Annotated in this window: 1 protein-coding gene; it reads right to left on the minus strand. The window is 57.6% G+C overall.

What is annotated here, in order from left to right; all coding sequences use genetic code 11:
• Positions 1 to 1281: group II intron reverse transcriptase/maturase (ltrA, locus tag CAPSK01_RS00815; protein WP_273702825.1), on the minus strand; the 1281-nt coding region annotated here is incomplete at its 3' end.
• Between the last annotated feature and the right edge of the window lie 607 nt (positions 1282 to 1888).

Here is a 1888-nt window from a genome sequence, read left to right on the forward strand (position 1 = left end):
GTAGCGCCCGTAGAGATGAGCACTTGGAAACCGGCGGAAACCAGTTCCTCGGTCCTTCACCTGATGACGCTTCATCAAATGGGTTCGCAACCGGTCTTCCGCGTGGTATCTGACTTTGCTCATCGCCAGACTTGAGTTTCGATAGTGGAAGTAGTTTGCCCAGCCTCGCAGGCTGCGGTTGACGTTTCCCACGATATCTCTCAAGGGGATGGGGGTCAGTTTCCGGCCCGTGAGTTCCGTCAGCCTCGCCTTGATTTTCTTCAGCGATTTGTCTGCTGGCCGGACATTCGGGTACGGTTTTCCAGTCTTGGCCCCTCGACTCATCTGAATCGTGAAACCCAGGAAGTTGAAGCTTGCTTGGGTGGCGTCCACGATGTGGGTCTTCGTCTCGTTGAGGCTGAGGTCCAGACGGTCCAGGACATGACGCACCACTTTCAGCGGTTCCTCTACCTCTTTTCGGCACAGGATGACAAAGTCGTCCGCGTAACGCACGAGATGTGCGGATAGCTTGCCCTTCAGGTGCTGCCGTTGCCATATTCGGTCGAGAATATGCAGGTAGCAGTTGGCCAAGAGCGGGGAGATCACGCCGCCCTGCGGCGTGCCTTTGCGATTGGCTTTTCCACCACCTACGGTCTTCTTCACTCCGTTGTCGTCTTCGCCGATGACCGGGGCTTTGAGCCATTGCTTGATGAGGTGCAGAATCCCCCCATCGACAACACGCTCGGCCACCACGGCCAGTAGCTTGGCATGCGGAATGCTATCGAAGTACTTTGATAGATCGGCGTCTATGACTTGAGTGTAGCCGGCCCATAACGTGTGGGCGATGTCATCCACGGCATCGTGGGCCGACCTCCTGGGCCGGAATCCGTACGAGTGCTCACAGAAGTCGGCTTCAAAGATCGGTTCGATGATGAGTTTCACCGCCATTTGTGCGACCCGATCGCGGAGCGTCGGTATCCCAAGCGGGCGCTGACTGCCATCCGCTTTGGGAATCATGACGCGCCTTACCGGCTGGGCGCGGTAGGTCTTGTCTTTCAGATCACGGGCCAGGTCCCGCAGAAACGTCTCTACCCCGATTCCGCTCTCGATGGCCTCGAAGCTGATCCCATCCATACCGGGACTGCCTCGGTTCGACCGGACAAGCCGCCAGGCATGACTGAGGATGTCTTCCCGGTAGAGCTTGTCGTAAAGCGCGTAAAAGCGATAGGCTGGTTCTTGCTTGGCCTTGGCATACAGCTTCCTCTGTAGCGTCCTGATCGTGTCCGGGGTGGTTAGCGACATGGCAATCCCTCGATCCTCCGCTCTTCGGTTGCACGAACAAAATAGGGTCCCTTCCCTCGTCCGGGGTTATGTTGTCCCACGAACTCAGACGGTACTATGAACCCCTCCGACTCCCGCCTGCAGCCGCTGCGCTTTCGTTGCCTTATACGCAGCAGTCGGTGGTCTCCCCACCTCCGCAGACGGGCCTCCAGCACTGGGCAGTAAGTCTTCAAGAACATGCCATCCCTGCTACCCCGGGAGTCGATTGACGCCACTTCCGTTATTCCAGCGCCCATCCAACGGCCTTCCCCTTCTGACCACAGGGTCGGCTCCTCCACATAATTTACGAGGCTACTCATAGGTTCACTTGCGTTACGGCCTGCTCTCTTGCTGTTGGAAACTCACGACCCCGTGTCGCCACGGCGCCGCTTCCTCATGCTACCGGGGCGTACGGACAACTCCCCAGACGGGACTTAAACCCGCTAGACTTGCTGCTGTTACTGCGAACGGTCAGGTCTTGTTTTTTGCCAACCACAAGAGCTGACAAGATCTGCAGCCACACCTTTTTCAGCACAGAGAATCGGGACGGACCACGATTCTTTGCCGAAGCGCTGGCCCAATGCTCCTC

This window comes from Candidatus Accumulibacter vicinus, assembly GCF_000584955.1.
GTDB lineage: Bacteria > Pseudomonadota > Gammaproteobacteria > Burkholderiales > Rhodocyclaceae > Accumulibacter > Accumulibacter vicinus.